This is a genomic window from Paenibacillus sp. R-74696 (assembly GCF_055814915.1).
In genome coordinates this window covers 59375-75534 of the sequence record NZ_JBPULM010000031.1, presented here as the reverse complement: position 1 = coordinate 75534, position 16160 = coordinate 59375, and the positions used below count along the sequence as shown (strand labels likewise).

The window sequence follows — 16160 nt, the reverse complement described above, 5'->3', positions numbered from 1 at the left end:
TTCACACGAAAGCTTGTACTTCCCATCTAAGAGAAGTAATCTCACCTCACCTTAACATATGAGCAATTATTCATCAATCATCTGCCCCCTCTCTACTAACGTAAAAAAGCCCCGCGTCTAATTTAGATGCGAGGCATTAAAACTCCATCGTATTTCAAACATATTTTCTCAAAATGCTGTACCAGCGCTTGAACCCTTCGTCTTAAGTATATGTACTTCAGTCAATAGAGTACACATTGCATTCCAAATGTGTAAAGCATATAGTGTCTGGAAGAATAGCGCTTTTACACTATCTCTACTTTGTACTAATACTCATTTCCTGACTTATCAAGTCCAAAGCAGCATGAACTAATTCTGCCTGTTTCCGAGAATAAATAAGTTCAATTAATGAATCCACATGAATACCTTTAGCTTGAATTTTTCCTATCCCACCATTCATTAAAGGAACGATAATATTGGAGTTCTTCTCTACAATTTTTCCAGAGTATTCACTATTTCTTATTGGGTAGACCATAATTGCATAAAACTCATTAGATTCCTCACCTTGCTCTACCACAGACATTTGCGAAAAAAACTGAGCATAGAACGTAATCTGATAAATATCCGCATTGGAAATTTTGGCTGAATTAGAGTAATCCTTATTCTTAGTGTCGAGAACAAGATTCTTCTCTAAACCACTACTATTTTCTGATGATGATGAAATAACGATATCTGGAATTATGGCTCTTCTCTTCATCGTCCCACCATCACTTTGTATCGAACCAAATGTTTCGGGCTGCAAATTCACTTGATACAAATCCTTGAGTGATGCTTCGAGAAATTTCCCTGTGAACTTTTCAAAAACATCATTCATATTAAAAAGAACAGTAAATAATTGATCTGTTGGCTTATGAAGATTTACGACTGTCATACTATTAATTAATAGATGCGTTAATCTATGCGCCTCTTTATAGTGTTTGTTTAATGGGTTATAGTTAAATGAATCCTGAAAATCATCAACATTTGTACAAAGATCAATAAATTCATTATAAAAATGCATCAGTTGTTGCTTAGTTGCTTCGCTTAGGTATCTAGATACATGGGTAAGGTAGTCTAACCCTTTAAGAATGTATTGGTTTTCAGGTATATCCGTGGTTAATTCATCGTAACTACAATAGATTTTTGGCGGTAACGCATAGTTATGTTTAAGATTTTTATAAAAATCAGGTCTACCCCGGAGTATATTTAGATTATCCTCCTCGGTAACGTAACTTTTATACACACCAATACGCATCATTCTTCCTAGTTCACTTAAATATAATTGCGCCAATAACTCCAAAAAATTATGCATTAATTTAGGCAATTTAGCCGGTTCAACCATGCTGTTTTCCTGAAGATTAGGCAAGCCCTCTGCTACCTGTAACATATTAATAAAGTATTTGAAATTCTTATTAAACCTAGGACGAATAGTGATTTGATAGTTTTTCAACTCAATAACTCCTACCCATCCTAACGCCCGTATCCCAAAAGTCCACTCATTAAAAACTAAACAACCATCATCCTCTTCATAGGATTTTCCATCGCTTCTCCGATTTTGGAGCGATTTCAAATACCGAACATCCTCTTCAGTCATTCTTTCTTTACTTAACCGTTCCTCTTTCCCATACTCCATAAGAATAATTTGCTCTTTTTGTATGACCATCATCAGCACCTAATCTTCTGTAAGATCTGAACACAGTTCCTCTAAATAACCAAATACTTCAGTGTACCTGTTCGTCTCATAGGAACAATACTCCATTAATATCGGCAATATTTCAAACTTCAAAATATCCCTCAATTCAAGTGACTCCTCAATTTCCTGACCATCTTGATAGAAATAACCATGTCCAATATATTTATTTGCACTTATGCCCATTTCATTTTTCAGTTGACTATTGATCTTTTCCAGTAAACCACTTAACTCTACCTCGCATTCTGTTCCATTTTTTTCGTAGCTAATGATGTTATTTAGTGATTGAGGCTCGGATGGAATTTCTATTAACGCAAATCGTCTTCTTAAAGCCACGTCTAAGGAACTGATACTTCTATCTGCAGAATTCATTGTGCCGATTATATAAAGATTATCTGGAATAGAAAATTTCGATTTACTTTGAGGTAAAGTCAAAGACGTGTTTCGTTTATCTAATTCTAGCAAAGTAATAATTTCGCCAAAAACTTTTGCCGTGTTTCCTCTATTAATCTCATCGATGATAAAGTAATAGTCTGTATCAGGATTCTTTTTCGCTTCATTACAATAATCTTTGAATATCCCATCCTCCAATGTAAATGCTACTAAACCTTCATTTGTTTGAATAGGCTTGTAGCCTTCAATAAAATCCTCATAACTGAATGAAGGGTGAAAAGTACACATCTTCAGAGGTACTATTTCATTATCTATATTTTTAATCATTTCGATAGTCTTATCTCGTTCACTAATTTCATTTAAGCAAGCAATAATTGCTTCTTTCAGATTAATTGAAGCAAGCTTTTGATCAGAATTGGGTTTAGCACATACTTCATTAATTTCGTCTTCTGCTCCTTTATAATACTTGTTGAGGAGAGATACAGTCAGTGAAGGTTTAAAATAATGTAAATCCTCAAAATGGTCTTTATAGTATTCAGCCCCCTCTTTGTTTTTAAATTTTTTACCCTTTGAATACTTTACTTTTGCTAAACCAATAATAGTATTTTGATTACCGGAGACATGTACTATTAACACAATGTCATCTTCAGCAATATTAATGCAAAGATGTCCCTTAACACGCCAATGTACTTCTTCTTCCATATGTAATCTAGTAGAATACAACCATAATCTTGGTTTCTCACTATCTTTCACTGAGCAGAACTCAATAAACTTTTTCGCCGTATAAGTCTTGCCTGTGCCTGGCGGACCATATAATATGATTTGACCTCTTCTTTTCAAAGAAAGTGCCATATCTTTATAGTGATCTGACAGTTCACCATTGCTTACCCTTTCGGAGATGTATTCTACTGTTTCTTCTAGTGACATTACTCTCGCTCCCCGCTATTTCTTCATAAAATCGTTTCCAATATTATACTACATATTACGACAAAATTCCTTATAAGCATCCCCTTACCAAACGCAATATGGAATTGGAATTCTCTTTTGAAATACAAAAAGCACGGATGAACAATTCCGTGCCTTTCAGAATCTTTCCTTTTCAGTATGAAACTTAATCACCGCTTGAACTATTCGCCATAACTACTTAATATCGGCTATACCGATTAAACTCACAAATTTCCAGTAGCAAACCGCCCCTACTGCTTCCCCAGCAAATTCGCCCGTACCCCCGCCAGCTCCTGCTCACGCACCAGCTTGCCATTTTCAAAAATCGGCTTCATTACGTCCTCCTGCTTCCTTGCCTCATACTCTTGAACGCTCAAATCGTCCGTGAGTGTCAGCACGCCGTTCTGCTCGGTTACGAGTACGAGTCCGGTTTGCGATTTTTTCACTTTGCCGATATCGGTTGCCGGGTCTTTGAAAATTTTACGCTCTTCGCCGTTAATGATCGTAAACGTCGATTTCAGCGCAAAGCCGAATGTATCGCGTGTATTGTACTGGTAGGTGAACGAGCCGATGCCGAATACCATATTCGTCGAAGCAAAGCCCTTCGCCGCCAGCTTCTCGCAAATTTCACGGCAGCGGCTAATCGTAATGGCATCCCCATAAATCGCGCCAATGTGGCTGTCGAGCTGCTTATAGCCCTTCTCGGTCACTGTGCCGCCGAATATATCCCACAAAATTTCAATAACGCCTTTGCGCGCCAGCGGATGCTCCGAATCGGGATCGCCGCAAATGATATTGACCGGATCGCCACTGTCCGGACGAATGACGACCTTGCCATCACGGGCAAGAATATCCTCTTTAAGCCCTCTGACCACCACATCGAGCACGCTCCACAAATCCCATGTATCCGAAACAATCGAGACGAACCCTTTCGGATATACCTCATTAATCAGGTAGCGGTACGACGCCATTTCATCGGTGCCATGGGCGCACATGACGCTGTGCTCCGTTGCTGGAATCGAAGTGCCAACTAGCTCTTTTTCCATATCCGCGCCATAAAATTGCTCCAGATACAAAATCGCCGGAACCGTATCCGTTCCTGTGAACGATAGCAAATGCCCGGCGCCGCTGCCTTTCGCCGCTTCCAGCGAGCTCATGCCCCGCATCGAAAAATCATGCCCCTGAAAAGGTACGCCCGACGTATCGCCGCTTGTCAGCAAAGCGTATTGCTCCAAAATTTTACGGTATTCAAAAGCAATCGTCGCGCTCGTTGTCGGCATCCACAGCTGGCACGACATGAGCGTCTCCAAATAATTGGTCACCCAGAAAAATTCGGGATGCGTATTTTCAATCGTCAGCATCGGTACTTTAACGGGAACGATCAAGCCTTCCTCCACAGCCTTGATGCGAATGGGCAAGTAGCCGAGCTCATGCAGCGCAGCGATGTGCGAAGCATCCGGATTAGCGTCTCCCAGTGCAAATTTCAGCACGCGGCAGTATTCCTCCACAACTGCTTCCTTCGTTCTTGCGAAAAAATGCTCATTGAAATAATCGATCAAATATTCCTTAATGAAGGCTTGAAAACCAAAGGCGACCACTTCCTCTACACTTTCCAGCCGGCTAGTACGGGCGGTCCAGGTCGAGTAGACGAATTCCGTCCCTTTCGGATACTGGTTTTTGTGGCTGATTTTATAAAAATCGCATAGCAGTGTCGCAGGGTAAGCTGTCTTCGTCGTCATTTTAAACCTCTCCCCATTCAAAAAGTTGGATTTTCTCATGTCCCGCTTCATTCAGCATCGTATTGGTCGTAAACACTTTATCGATAAGCGGCGAATCAAGCAGCTTGCCCTTATGAATCGAAGGCTCACAATGCCCTACCAGCAAATAAATTTCCGCCGCGCCCAAGCCTTTGAGCTTCTCCGCACTGCGCATAAACGTTCCCCCGTAGGAGCAAAGATCATCGACGATAATCGCCTTAAAGCCAACGCTTGCCACTTGCCCAACCACATCTAGCCGTTCAATTTCACCCGTTTGAAAATTCCGCGCCTTAAAGCCGACCAGCTCGTTATAGCCGCGAACTTTGCTGTAGCGCTTCTGCGCCCCGGCATCGGGGAAAAATAAATAGTCCGCCGCACGGTCAAAGCCCGTCGCCTCAACAACAAGGTCCAGCAGCTCAATCGTCGGATACCGCGCCGAGCAATTGTTAAGCAGCGCTAGCGTCACATCCGAATGCGGCTCCAGCACCGTCACCTGCCCAAATGCCAAAGAATTGATCAGGCCGCATACATATTTCAAAGTAAAAACAGAGGCTCCCTCGATCCGGTCCATCCGGCTGTAGGGCATATAAGCAATCGTCAAGTCGGTGTGCACCTTACGGCTGTCCAAATATTGCTTCACAAACATCAGCTTAATCAAGTCGCTGTCAGTCTCATATTTAAAAGCAAGCCTATTCTGCTCCGCCAAAAGCGACGTAATCGCATCACCATCCACAAGCGTTTCTCCGTTGGGAAACGTCTTGAATGCTAGCTCCGTGCCATTGAGCTTGATCATCTAACTCACTCTCCTCGCTGCTGCGTAGTTACTATTTAAATCTGCCATTCCGCTCTGACACACTCTGATATGCTCTGTTTCCCTTACTCTGGGAGCTATCCATAAATCGACAGCTGCGGTTCATGTCCCGTAAACCGATACAGCTGAGCCGGGCGCTGGGAATACAAATTCGATGACTTCGGCTCCCCCGCCGCGTCCACGGCTTTCTCAATAATGCCGCTGCGGCTTTGCGTCGATGTAATTTTCCGAATAAAGTTTTGTTCCGCAAAATCCGGCACGACCGCTTGAATGACCTGATACAGCTCGGCAATCGTAAATTCATCCGGTAAAAAAGCTTTTGCTATAGTCGTCGTCAGCATCTTCCGCTGAATTTGGAGCAGCGCATCCTCGATCAGAGTCCGATGGTCGAAGGCGAGCGGGAGCTTTAGCGCCTCCGCTACCGGAAACAGCTGCACCTCAGCTGCATCGACCGCCGCCTGCCGATTTGCAAGCTTCTGCTCACCCACGAGTGCCAGAAACGCATGTGAAATCATCCAGCCCCGCGGATCACGTCCGGGCGCACTATATACATTAAAATATTCGAGATGAACCTCGCTAACCTGCGTTTCCTCGAGCAGCTCGCGTCTGGCGCATTCCTGCACCGTCTCGGTTTCCAATGTAAAACCGCCTGGCAGAGCCCATTGCCCTTCGAAAGGCCAAATGTTACGTTTGATGAGCAGCACCTGCAGCTCATGATGCGGCAAAGCTTTCTTAACCTTGCTGCGCTCGGTTGAAACAATCGTAAAGATCACGATGTCCGTCGGCGCTCCGTCCGGCGTTCGGTAATGTTCCGGCGAATAATTGGATTCATTTTCGATCAAGTGCTTCACTTCCTGCTACGATTTAATTTTCTGTTTGATATTATCATTATGACATTATTAAATGATTTGTCAACCCTTTAAACATCGAACAGCCCATTATCAAGTTACACAAAATATTTCATAGACTCTAGATCTCCTGCGAAGGAACAAAAAGAGGTTGATTTTCTCCAGAAACAAGGAGACGATTGAATAGGAAAAGATTGTGAGGTAAGCGCCTATTTGGTTTTGAGACATCTATTCCAGAAATATTTCCCATAAAAAGTCCCCTTTTTCCTCTTTGCACACATATATATGTGTAAAGAGGTGATGCAAATAAGATAATAAAATGCAAGTGAATTCTGATTGGGTTAATGATACTAAACAAATACTAATGATATGGAGGCTAGATGTATGAAAAAATTTAAAATCCGCACATTTACATTGTTGGTGGCTTTAGGGTTACTAGGAAACACAGTGACTGCTTTTGCCGCACCCACTGTCTCAGGGCCATCTTCTGGTGGATCATCAGGAATAGCTAACTCCTCTGGTAGAATAACACTCTCGCAAGGTGGATTATTTAGTAATGACTCAGCTACAGCTTATACAACTTCTGACGCGACCGGTACATACGGAGTTGCAGCAGTTGTTTGGTATAACGATGGGACAAGTGAGAAGTCCAAATACGAAGACAAAATTGTTAACAATTCTACAGCTGAGATATCTGTTACTAGTACAGCACCAAACGATAATGGTAACCGTGGGACTGGAGGTCACACATATTCCTCCAATATTCGCGGATCTTGGAGTGGAGGCACTTCAAAAGACTACTCTTAATTACTGACCACCCGTTGAACGGGGCACTGCCCACGTTCAACGAATGGTTTGGGGCTTCGACCCAAAAAGGTCGGAAAACATACCATTCTCGCGGCACTCCTTTTCAATTCTCCCTTACACAATATAGGGGCTTAATTTGGAGTTATCGGAGCATGGAATCCCCATGCTCCGATAACTATTTAAGGCTGTATTTTATGGAAAGCAAGCACGCAGTTGCTAAAAAATTATTATTTACATAATAGGGGGATGAAAATGAAATGCAGAGTCCATATTCTCTTTGTGGCTACAATAAGTTTAATTTTTTTCACAAGTTGCAGCACCCGTGAAGATACGCTTAATTTAGACGAGTATAAAAATAAATTTAGTTATGGAATCCAAGTATTTGACAGGTCTATGGAGATGTTGCCCAATGCCATTGACGAGTTTTCACCAAATAAGGATCGGATAATTAAATTCTATAACCTGACAGATCATAAAACTGATTATACCTTTTTTGTGACGTTAAACGGTACTTTGTGCCCTATTAAGGTAGATGGTCAACAGGCTGATATCATCTACAACAACAGCACTGAAGCAGATTCCGTTACAGAAATGGAAGTTAATGTACAATTAACAGAAGAGCAACTCCTGCCCGAATCAAACTACCTTGTTTTTACAGTAATTACAGAAAATCAGATCGCTAATGTTCAGAATACTGATTTGATCTTTAACAAAGTATCTTTTGCTAACAAAATAAATGTTCCCGATGCTATTCAAGTCGAAATCCCCAAAATTGCAATCAATGAAAACGATTATTACCTCAAGAGTGATGAAATTATTGAAAGGTACAGAAATTATCAATTTGCTACATTACAAGATATCGAAACAAGTCGATACCAAATGATAAGCAATAGGAGTCTTAAACTCAATTCTGATAAACGAAAAGGAATACGAATAGAGACGGTTGGAGATAAAGGAGTATACTCTCTCCTGTTATTCTGCAATAATAAACCCATACGTTTTTCAAATAATGAAAGCAACTATATATTTATGTTAAATGGAGACGACATGCTTTCAAAGGAAATAGAAATATCAGTCGAAGATACTGATGGAAGTTTATATGCTCTGATATTCCCACTGGATAATGAAAACTATATGCCCTTTCTGACTAATAAAGCTACCTTTGAAACAGAATTAGAAGTCCGGTGAAAGGCGGCTGAATAGGCGGAAAACAACCTTGAGAAGTGTTAGCGTTCGCTTTTATATTCCGAAATTCACAAATACAGGTACCTAAATTCAAAAATTCAGGGGCACAACAGTGATCGAAAGGTGTTTCAACATGCGTATCCCAAGCGTAAACGGCTTTCGCCGTCCTTTGGCGGCAAAGCTTCCATTTCGCGATGAAATATAAGCCGGATTATAAGAGTGAAACTTATAATTTCTTATATTTCAAGGTGAAACGGCTGTCACCGTCCTCTGACCGCGCGCGGCGTTTCAGTCCGAGAAATATAGAGAAAGTATGGCGAAATCATATACTTTCCTATCTTTCAAGAAAATCACCGAATCCTTAGAGGAGGGAATAATAAATGCTGGAGCTTCGGAACTTAAGCAAGAAATATCGCGATAACAATGTAATCTTAAATTTTACAACCGTTTTTGACACTGGAATTACATCAATACTCGGTGCAAATGGGGTAGGTAAATCAACTCTACTTAATATCATAGCTACTTCGCTTGATTTTGATAGTGGTCAGATATTGTATAAAAATAATAAAATTCAGAAGTCAATAGTTGAATATCGAAATTGTTTGGGGTTTGTGCCCCAGTCACCTCCCTATTATCCGTTCTACACCGGACATGAGTTTCTTGAATATATATGTTTATTAAAGCAGATACCCGTTAAACATATTCAATGTGAAATAGAAAGAGTCTTAAGCATCGTTAGAATGACTGAATATGCAAAGAAGAAAATCAAAAACTATTCTGGTGGTATGAAGCAGCGAATTTCTATAGCGCAGGCATTATTAGGCGACCCAGAGATTCTCATTTTGGATGAACCGACAGTCGGACTTGACCCGAAAGAGCGAATGATCTTCATAGAATATCTAAAAGAAGCATCTAGTACTAAAACGATATTATTCTCAACTCACGTTGTATCCGATGTAGAGGACATATCAAACAAAATTTTGTTGCTAAAGGGCTCTTCAATACTCTATGAAGGCACTGTTTCCGAAATAATAGACGAACATAAAAAAAGATTTCCTGACACGAAGACGCTTTCAGAAATCTTTCTCCACATATATGATTGAGGTGTATTAACATGAATATTCAGTTAACACATTATTATTTAAAAGATCTATTCAATAAATTCAAGTATGTGTATATTGCAGTTATATTGATTTCAACGGTAATAATCGCCCTTCAATACTCGCCTGCAAGAGAGTTTGGAAAAACGTATACTCGTTTAAGCGAACAATTTTCGGGACCTATTTCCGTTGAAAAAGATAAGAAGATGGAAGAACTGATCTATAAGCACGCTCAAATGTCTTCCACAGCTTATGATGACTTACAAAATAGTTGGTTAGAACAATTCACTAATAATAGCAAAAAAAATTCAACGGTCAATATTGAATCGGAATTATGGGAAAAATCTCAAAAATTTCTTAATGGAAAAGGCGAGTATGGAAATACCGTATATGATGACATGCTGATACTTTCGACCCTAATTAGCTCTTATCGCGAATTAAGTCAGGTGGAAGATAAAAATGTTCAGATGCGGGGAAATATTGCCCGAAATATGGAAAGGTCGAACAGTAACACGGAGTACTGGAGTCTCTTAATGGAAAAAAGTGAAAACCTGCAAAAAGTAGAGTTCTATGATATGCGTGCTGTAAATTCTTTTTTGGAAAGTTACGCAACAGATTGGATGTTTCTCTTCACAATTATAATGGTACTTTCAACCGTATTTTGTAGTGACTACGAGCAAAGCAGGCATTTGTTGTTATTCAGCATGCCTATCAGCCATATTAGAATCGGTATACATAAGATTCTTTGTTCCTTCTTTGTTGCGTTGCTGTGTTCGGCTATCTCAATAATAATCAACTTATCTATGCTAATTGTTCATACAACAAATTTCCACTCATTATTGCAGCCGGTTCAAGCAATTGGAAATATGAGTAATTCATTGTTTAATGGAACAGTCATAGATTATATATTGTTACTAATAACTTATAAAACTGTTTTTTATGTTTTTATTGCTGTGATTGTTACATTTATATCTTTGCTTTGCCGAAAAATGGCCTATTCCATGATCGCTTCGATATCTTTGGTGGGATTATCTGTTTTGATAAGTGAACTTGTGCAAATTACGTACCCTTACAATATCTTTTTTCAATACAATCTACTAAATCTTTATTCACACAATACCTTCGTTGCGCTGGATGAATATTCTGTAGTTTTTTCTAAACTTATTAATAACACAACCATTTTATTCACCTGTATTTTATTATTCTCTCTTTTTATTTCTACTATTATTATTACTTCTAATCGTCGTATCTCGCGAATGGTAGTTTCTTCTTAACAAAAGAATGCGACCATCTGCACGCCTTACTATACGAGGGGGTATGATCATGACCAAATTGCTGCTTTTTGAGCTTAGAAAAATTCCACTTGTATTTTTGTTGCTTAGTTTGCTTATTATGTTGATGTTCAAGGGAGTAGTAGCCACTGCATATTACAATGATCATGATAAAGAATGGAGACAAACTTACTCCAACTATCTTACTTACGCGCTAGAGCACGACATTAATATTGTAGAAAAAGAACTAAGTGCAGTTAGAGGGAATTTCAGCCAATATAGTGCTGAAGTAGAAGCAATTGATACTGTGTTGGAGCAATTAAAAGAACGAGAATACTACGAGATTGTACAAAAAGTGGCTCAAACAGAATCTAGTTACGTCTTTAACATGCCTCCTGATTTCAATAAACTCAGATCGGTCTACGCTTCAAATAATTTACCTGATATAGTGAATGTATTAGGTTATCAGCTTTTCGTTAAACTGAACGAAGTGAACTTTATACCGATTATTATTATTCTAGTCTTCTCCTCGATCTTTAGTATAGAACGCGAAACAGGCATGCAGTCTATAATTAGAGCTACAGGGATGGGATGGGGTAAAATCTTTAAAAACAAACTGGCTTTGACAATAGGAGTCAGTACGTTAATATTCAACATTGGTTATATTTGCGATCTATTAATAACTTTTACCTTATCCGATTTTGGATCAGTAAGCAGTCCCTACCGGAGCATCATCAGTGCGGTGTTGACAAATGATAGCATAGGCATGTTTCTAACCAAGTTTTATATAATTGGTATGCTAAATACTGTATTTATGTCTTGTCTAGTGCTATTGTTGTCCTCACTTTCTAAAAACAGTAGATTAGCGTATTCTATCAATGGCTTAACTTTTGTGGCATTTACGGTTATTGCAACCACGCTAGATAAGCTTGACAAGGCGGCAACTTTGATTTCTGGAAATTTTATAAAATTGTATACTGAAACATCGTTATTAATTGTTTCGAACAGTTCATTAATCGTTGAACAATACACTATAATACTGTTAATCTACATCACGCTTATCCCACTACTCATATATTTTTTGCATAAGACATCTTAAACAAATGATATATATTGCACTAAAACAAAATAATAGATAAGGAGAGGATACTTTGAAAAAAATAATGTGTATAATTTTGGTCATCGTTGCATCTTTTTCATTATTAGGGTGCCAGAAGTCTGATTTCTACACGGAAGATTTTACAGCAATGTTCGGCAATACTTCTGACAATGTAAACCAAGGAGGTCTAATGGCAAGCACAGACGAGTACATATATATTCCTTTAGAGAATGATGTCATAGAAATACGCAAACAAACCGGAAATTCTATAGTACTACAGGATATTGTTGCCGAGTTTGGATATGTCAACGTAGTCAATGGATACTTGTATTATAATGCATTCAATAGCAAAGAAAACAAAAGAGGACTTGTTGTCCGCTCATTGGACGGTAAGTTCTTGAGACAGATATCAAAGATGAGTTACTACCCCTTTGTTGTTTTCGAAGATTGGATATATGCCACCAATCTACGTGGAGGAAATCTTTATAAAATTAACATTAAAAATTCAGAACTTAAGATGCTTGCTGAAGAACCAGTAGAGGAATTCACCTTACATGACAATGGCATATTTTACAGTGACGGTAATAACCTTTATTCAATCAATCTTGATGGGAAAAACAAACAAAAGCTACTTTCCGACATACAGTTAAATTCTTTAACATACAGAAAAAAAGATAATGCCCTTATATTCATAAATTCTTCTGAAGACAATCGAATTTATTTATATAATATAAATACTAAAAAACTTTCTGTCTTAAAAGATGGTGACTATTCGTTTGTCCAAGTATTTGGAAATAACGAAATCGTAACGTTGAATAGATCTGGATTATTACAGTCTTTTTCATTTCCTGACGGACATCTTAATATAGAAATACCGGGAGTCACCAATTTCCAAGTCTTTAACAATACTTTATACTATTTTGATCAATTTAAATCCTTATACAGCATAACTGAACAAAAACATGAACCCACTAAGGTTTATCCATTAGAGTAAGCCACTAGCTAATCAGTAAAACTAAACATGTACTTCGTCCATTTGAAAACACAATCTACTGATACTATCAAGAGCCATTGTTTAACACCATAAAGCACTACTTTGGTAGCGTATTCTTTTAATGATTTTGAATACTTACTTTCGAAATTTAGGATAAAATTAAGCCTCATTTTCAAGAAGCTTTTTCAGCTTATTTTTAGCTCTTTGAACTCGTTTTTTACAAGCCTCTACCGATATGCCAAGCTCCTGTGCCGCCTCAAACATAGTATATTTCTCTATGACTACCTTTTTCAGCAAATTATAATCATCGGCATCCATTAGTTCTGAGTATAACAGATCGACATTATGCGAATTTGTATCTCCCAAGAAGATGTTTTCGTAAACCAAAGATGATACTACTAGGCTGCTTAAAGAGGCTCGGCTTCGAATCATATTCTTTATAACATATTTCAGTGTATTTAATAACCAGCCTCTTGGATTGGGGCTGGTTATTATATGGCCAACTTTATTACATGCTATTCTAAATGTATCCTGTACAGATTCTTCAGCTAACCTTCGGTCCTTCAATGCGCTTTGCGCATATGCTAACAAAGAATTGAACATCTCGAAGTATAGTTCTTCAATGACTCGTTTCTGAAGATCATTCAAACCCATCTCATCACAATCCCCCAGTAGAGATCAATCGTATTTATTTTCTGTTACACAATGAGTTGGTAAACTAAAAAAATCGGGTAAAGCCACAAATAACTGATTTTCACACGGGGTTGCCTACGAATAGATTGTGTCTTTAAACCATCCAGTTATATATTGTGTTGGTACATAATCTAATTCTGTTGTTTTTGGTCTAATAGGTTTTGAGAATTCACCGCTTATAATTTTATGGTGGCTATGTTCTCTTATTTCGCCATACGCAAGTATCCTAGCTACGCGGAGCCTTGGTCCCTCCAGCGGCCCGACTGTCATGACATCGTTTCTCCTACCGATGAATTAGACCCACAGCTTTGCGTCCTCGACTTTCGTAAAGATTTACTTTTTATTCTAACCAAGATTCCTATCCTATTTTCTCATTTTCATCCCTATAGTCTTATATCGGATACAACCCTTTCATTTATTTGAAATTTAAGTTAAATAATTAACTTTTTATAAAAACAGTTCATTAAAACCAATTAAGAAAAAATGAAGACTCCCTCATGTTTGAAGTGTCTCACCCGTACCTATTCCTCAGAAAACGAACCTATCGTCACCTGATTGGATTATTTTTCTGCCCAATAAACACAACCTATAGTATTCCGCACAAAAAAAGCGGGGCTGTCCAGAAAGTCAGTGAAAAGTGATTTCTGGCCCCCCATTTTCGTGACATGTAAAAAATAAGCAAAAAAAAAATCGCCAAATCTTGTAGAATGGGAGTTACCACACAACCACTACAGAAAGGGCGATTTTTTTGCGTAATCTGATGACTACTACCGAACAGTATACCATGCAGCTTTCACTTCCTCTAGAGGATATTGAAGAAAAAGGGGTGTCGAAACGAAAGCTGGCCCCTACCTTCAAGCCCTACGACAACAAGCAGGCTCAGATGATCTTGGATCTGGAGTTATTTATCCCTGCCCACCATGTGGGGCGTGTCATTGATGAGATGATCGAAGCGCTCCCGGACGAGCAGTTGTTTACTCACTATGTTGGTGGGGGCTGCAGCTCTTACCATCCTAAAATGATGCTTAAGGCGATCCTCTAAGGCTACTCGCAAAAGATTTACTCCTGCCGAGGGATTGAGAAGCTGCTGCGCGAAAACCTCCCAGCGATGTGGCTGTCGGCGATGCAGCAGCCGGACTTCCGCACCTTGAATGAATTTCGCGGCGTGCGTATGAAAGCATGCATGGACGAGTTGTTTGAAACGATGATTCAAAAGCTCATCGAAGGCAACTACATTACGATGGAGCAGTACTTTTTAGATGGCACGAAGATCGAAGCCGATGCTAACAAGTATTCGTTCGTGTGGAAAAAATCCACACTGCGCTTTGAAGCAAAGCTGAAAGAGAAGGTGTAGGAGACCCTTGCCCATATTCATACCCTCACGCAGCAAGAAGCTCGCGAGTACGTAGCAGCGAATCCAGATGGGCTTTCGGGTCAGCTCGAAGAAGCAGCTGTCGTACTGGAAGAAAAAGTGGCAAACGTAACCGAACAGATCGCTGGGGCAAACGACAGCGAAGGGAGGAAAGCCTTACGTAAAGCGCGTCGTGCCTGAAAGCATCCACTGAAGCAGATTCGGGAGGATTTTCTTCCTAGGCTCGCGAGGTATGAGCAGCAGAAAGCCTGCCTTGGCGAGCGCAATAGCTACTCCAAAACCGATCCGGACGCCACATTTATGCGGATGAAGGAAGATCACATGAAAAATGGCCAACTGAAACCGGGCTACAATGTGCAAATGGCCACGGAAAACCAATTCGTTTTGTTTTACAGTCTTCATCAGCGACCTACGGATACGCGCTGCTTCATTCCACATATGGAAAAGTTGGCGGCGTCTTCTTTGCCTATACCCAAAACCGTGATTGCCGATGCAGGCTATGGCAGTGAAGCGAACTACTTGTATGCGATGGGCCAGGAAAAAGAGCCGAGCTTTGATTTTCTCATTCCTTACGGCACCTATATGAAAGAAAAAACGCGTCGTTACCAAAAGGACATCCGGCACGCCTCGAACTGGACGTATGAAGAGCACGATGACCGCTTTGTATGCCCGAATGGCCGCTACGTTCGCTTTAAGAAATACCAAACAAAAAAGAATGCTTCTGGTTTGGAACAAAGCTTCAAGCTGTATGAATGTGAAGATTGCAGCAACTGCCCCTTCAAGCCCGCATGCAGCAAAGCAAAGGGAAATCGCCAGGTTCACTGGAATACGATTTGGGAAGAGTTAAAAGCAAAGGCCAAAAAAGCCCTTGAGGATGACGATAAATCCGCCATTTATGCTCGGCGTAAGGTCGAGGTAGAGAGCGTATTTGGTCACATCAAGGGCAACCGGTCGTTCCGCCGGTTCTCCCTGCGAGGGCTGGACAAGGTTCACACGGAGTTTGGGATTGTGGCGTTGGCTCACAATCTCTTGAAGGTGGCAGGCCTTCGCCTTGCTACCTTCTGCAAAAGCATGGGCACAAAAAAAGTTGTACGGAAAACATTGCATTTTTCCGTACAACTTTTTATTTTAGGGACTTATTGGACAGCCCCGTTTTTATAACCATCTTCCCTCATCC

The 16160-nt window shown here is 39.9% G+C and carries 15 protein-coding genes, 1 pseudogene and 1 riboswitch; of the genes and pseudogenes, 10 read left to right on the top strand and 6 right to left on the bottom strand.

Annotated elements, in window-relative coordinates:
- Nucleotides 1–295 precede the first annotated feature (295 nt).
- The 5 genes from ACSR9A_RS15435 to ACSR9A_RS15415 form a co-directional block, all read right to left on the bottom strand.
- A complete protein-coding gene (locus ACSR9A_RS15435) occupies nucleotides 296–1684 on the bottom strand; it encodes an McrC family protein (RefSeq protein ID WP_473758102.1) in 1389 nt (462 codons plus the stop codon).
- A gap of 6 nt (nucleotides 1685–1690) precedes the next feature.
- A complete protein-coding gene (locus ACSR9A_RS15430) occupies nucleotides 1691–3028 on the bottom strand; it encodes an McrB family protein (RefSeq protein WP_473758100.1) in 1338 nt (445 codons plus the stop codon).
- Between the two features lie 269 nt (nucleotides 3029–3297).
- Nucleotides 3298–4785, bottom strand: a complete 1488-nt coding sequence (locus ACSR9A_RS15425; protein ID WP_473758098.1) for a nicotinate phosphoribosyltransferase — start codon at nucleotides 4783–4785, stop codon at nucleotides 3298–3300.
- A 1-nt stretch (nucleotide 4786) separates the two neighbouring features.
- Nucleotides 4787–5596: a ribose-phosphate pyrophosphokinase gene (locus ACSR9A_RS15420; RefSeq protein ID WP_473758097.1), complete on the bottom strand. Its 810-nt coding sequence runs from the start codon at nucleotides 5594–5596 to the stop codon at nucleotides 4787–4789.
- Nucleotides 5597–5691: 95 nt separating this feature from the next.
- Nucleotides 5692–6456, bottom strand: coding sequence for an NUDIX domain-containing protein (locus ACSR9A_RS15415; RefSeq protein WP_473758096.1), 765 nt, complete (start codon nucleotides 6454–6456; stop codon nucleotides 5692–5694).
- Nucleotides 6457–6846: 390 nt separating this feature from the next.
- Between ACSR9A_RS15415 and ACSR9A_RS15410 the strand changes: the two genes are divergently transcribed.
- From ACSR9A_RS15410 to ACSR9A_RS15385, 6 genes are all read left to right on the top strand, one after another.
- Complete coding sequence (locus ACSR9A_RS15410) at nucleotides 6847–7269, top strand: hypothetical protein (protein WP_473758095.1); 423 nt, start codon at nucleotides 6847–6849, stop codon at nucleotides 7267–7269.
- Between the two features lie 252 nt (nucleotides 7270–7521).
- The gene (locus ACSR9A_RS15405; RefSeq protein WP_473758094.1) at nucleotides 7522–8457 is read left to right on the top strand and encodes a hypothetical protein; all 936 of its coding nucleotides are present in this window, start codon (nucleotides 7522–7524) and stop codon (nucleotides 8455–8457) included.
- A gap of 377 nt (nucleotides 8458–8834) precedes the next feature.
- Nucleotides 8835–9557, top strand: coding sequence for an ATP-binding cassette domain-containing protein (locus ACSR9A_RS15400; protein ID WP_473758092.1), 723 nt, complete (start codon nucleotides 8835–8837; stop codon nucleotides 9555–9557).
- A gap of 11 nt (nucleotides 9558–9568) precedes the next feature.
- Nucleotides 9569–10828 (top strand): hypothetical protein, encoded by a 1260-nt coding sequence (locus tag ACSR9A_RS15395; protein WP_473758090.1) that lies wholly within the window; start codon nucleotides 9569–9571, stop codon nucleotides 10826–10828.
- 49 nt (nucleotides 10829–10877) lie between these two features.
- Nucleotides 10878–11924, top strand: coding sequence for a hypothetical protein (locus ACSR9A_RS15390; RefSeq protein WP_473758089.1), 1047 nt, complete (start codon nucleotides 10878–10880; stop codon nucleotides 11922–11924).
- Nucleotides 11925–11976: 52 nt separating this feature from the next.
- On the top strand, nucleotides 11977–12918 hold the full coding sequence (locus ACSR9A_RS15385) for a DUF5050 domain-containing protein (RefSeq protein ID WP_473758088.1): 942 nt from the start codon (nucleotides 11977–11979) through the stop codon (nucleotides 12916–12918).
- A 159-nt stretch (nucleotides 12919–13077) separates the two neighbouring features.
- Here ACSR9A_RS15385 and ACSR9A_RS15380 read toward each other — a convergent pair whose 3' ends face one another.
- Nucleotides 13078–13572 (bottom strand): RNA polymerase sigma factor, encoded by a 495-nt coding sequence (locus ACSR9A_RS15380; RefSeq protein WP_473758087.1) that lies wholly within the window; start codon nucleotides 13570–13572, stop codon nucleotides 13078–13080.
- A 289-nt stretch (nucleotides 13573–13861) separates the two neighbouring features.
- A riboswitch (cyclic di-GMP riboswitch) is annotated at nucleotides 13862–13959 on the bottom strand.
- A gap of 400 nt (nucleotides 13960–14359) precedes the next feature.
- Here ACSR9A_RS15380 and ACSR9A_RS15375 point away from each other — a divergent pair.
- The 4 genes and pseudogenes from ACSR9A_RS15375 to ACSR9A_RS15360 all read left to right on the top strand — a co-directional run bounded on the left by ACSR9A_RS15375 (nucleotide 14360) and on the right by ACSR9A_RS15360 (nucleotide 16144).
- Complete coding sequence (locus ACSR9A_RS15375; RefSeq protein WP_473758086.1) at nucleotides 14360–14653, top strand: transposase; 294 nt, start codon at nucleotides 14360–14362, stop codon at nucleotides 14651–14653.
- A 15-nt stretch (nucleotides 14654–14668) separates the two neighbouring features.
- Nucleotides 14669–14716: pseudogene (locus tag ACSR9A_RS15370) on the top strand (hypothetical protein); the annotation flags it as partial.
- A gap of 18 nt (nucleotides 14717–14734) precedes the next feature.
- Complete coding sequence (locus tag ACSR9A_RS15365) at nucleotides 14735–14965, top strand: transposase (RefSeq protein WP_473758084.1); 231 nt, start codon at nucleotides 14735–14737, stop codon at nucleotides 14963–14965.
- Between the two features lie 339 nt (nucleotides 14966–15304).
- Nucleotides 15305–16144 carry a transposase gene (locus ACSR9A_RS15360; RefSeq protein ID WP_473758082.1) on the top strand — a complete coding sequence of 280 codons (840 nt, stop codon included), beginning with the start codon at nucleotides 15305–15307 and terminating at the stop codon, nucleotides 16142–16144.
- Nucleotides 16145–16160 lie beyond the last annotated feature (16 nt).